1 protein-coding gene is annotated in these 1950 nt (G+C 62.8%); it reads left to right on the top strand.

All coding sequences use genetic code 11. The annotated features are described in order from the left end of the window. The first annotated feature begins 313 nt into the window (after positions 1–313). Positions 314–1189 carry a transporter gene (locus MKK67_RS00010; protein ID WP_243960601.1) on the top strand — a complete coding sequence of 292 codons (876 nt, stop codon included), beginning with the start codon at positions 314–316 and terminating at the stop codon, positions 1187–1189. Positions 1190–1950 lie beyond the last annotated feature (761 nt).

Below are 1950 nucleotides of genomic sequence, written 5' to 3'. Positions count from 1 at the left end.
CCGACCCAACCCAGTCATGTGAGCGGTCGTCGGCACTTCCTATAAGCGGTCATTGGTCGGCCGTCCGGCAATCTTGGCTAGGGGTGGTGAACGGACCTCGGCCTTGCGCTTCAAACCATACGCCCCGCTACGCACCGGGCCTCACTGTGGGCGCGGTTTGAAGCATCCGAGGAAGCGAGCCTTCGATGTGACAGCTGTTGCCCAACGGCTACGCTCGTGTCGCAACTCTGCATCCCACGCACAGGAAGGCCACTTAATCCGTTCTGGCATGCAATAACGGCCGATCCGACTACGGAGAGGCTTGGACTGCGGAATGACGACAGCTGGGCTTACCCGACTGATCCATATCGCTGCCCTCTCCGCCTCGCTCACCTACGGGTTGGCCGGCACCCCCGTGCAGGCTGGTTCATCGGCACAACCTGGACAGACCGTGGGGCAAGCCCCGGGTGCGCCATTGCCGATCGGGCTCTACTTCATTGACACGTCCAGTTTCGGCTCGCGCGATATCACCCCACGCGGCACCGACTCGAACATCAACCTGCCGTCCTTCATCTGGGCGACACCGGCAGAGGTGGTCGGCGGACGGCTGCAACTTGTCGTGTTGCAGCCGGTCACAGCTTCGAGCACACGGGGCGCGGCATACCAGAGCGGGTTCGGCCAGACGCTGCTCGCTGCGCAGGTGGCCTGGAAGCTCGGCAACAATATCAACTTCAGCTACCTGCTCGGGGCCTACCTACCCAGCGAGACCAAGATCGTCATCCAAAATCCGGTTCTACACCAACGTTTCGCCATCACATACAATGGCGATGGCTGGAACCTAACAGGCAACTTCCTGTACGGCACCTTCTTCGATACGCGATCGGCCAGCGGTACCTTTTACCCCGACTTCCTCAACCTCGACCTCACGGCCACCAAGCATTTTGGCAAGTGGGAAATCGGGCCGGTAGCCTTCGGATCGACCGACCTTCCGACCAACAATCCGTCCTATGCTCGGCAAGGCCAGTTCGCAGTGGGCGGCCTCGTGGGCTACAACTTCGGTCCGGTCAATCTCCAGGCCTACGTTACGCGGGACGTTGTTCAGCGCAATTACGCAGGACTTGAGACACGCGGCTGGTTGCGCGTAACCGTGCCGATCTACCAGGATAAAGGCGAGACGCCTGAGCCTAGCCCCATCCTGCGCAAGTTCTGAAATCGTCTCGGGCATGCGTGATGAGGGGCGTTATCCCCTGCGATGGATGAACGAACGTCCCTTGCCGGATCCTGCATGTCTGAATGGATCGGATCAGCCAGGACTCAGAGCGGGTCGTGAGCGGGAGCGGCGACCATGTCCGCTTTTACGCAGTGTCGCCCGGAAGCGGACCGGCGGAAATCCACCCATCCCGGTCATAGGCCTCTGCCTCATCGAGGACTTGGAAGCGGACCTCACCAGGACGCACAATGGCTCGCAGACGACCTCGGAACGTCACGGCGCGTCTGGTTCCGGAGCGTGCCCTTATGCGAACGATCTGAAGGCGGGTCGCTTCGGCGTCGCTGGCAGGGCCGGGCCGACCGATTTCGCTGCAGCAAGCGCGGTAGATGTTCGACCCGGGCAAATTCTACGGGATGCTGCGCGGCGCGGGGGTGCGAGGCCAGGTTCGCGGGTCGTAGGTCTGGCCGAGCTGCGCGGGCATAGGTTTAAGGTGGCGGGCGGTGGCGACGGAGTCGGCCCTCGCGGCCGCCGATAGCGTCTGGAGTGCAGAGATGCGCCGGAACTACGGGCCGGATGGGGCCCTGACCTACGCCTACGCTCCTGAGGGCCAGGGAGAACTCGGGACATCGCTCCGGCAGACCTATGAAGCTCGGCGTGTCGCTGTTGCGCTGTGGCGGCACGAGCGCCACCGAGGCTGAGCGACGGATAGCATTGCGAGGCTATTGCGGGGCCTCTACAGCCCGCCGATGTCCGACAAGCTC

It is taken from the genome of Methylobacterium sp. J-072, assembly GCF_022829425.1.
Lineage (GTDB): Bacteria > Pseudomonadota > Alphaproteobacteria > Rhizobiales > Beijerinckiaceae > Methylobacterium.
This window is presented reverse-complemented; position numbering and strand designations above follow the sequence as displayed.

Bases quoted from the DNA above. Each gene is read 5' to 3' on its own strand.
- MKK67_RS00010 (WP_243960601.1), top strand. From the start codon at position 314: ATGACGACAGCTGGGCTTACCCGACTGATCCATATCGCTGCCCTCTCC.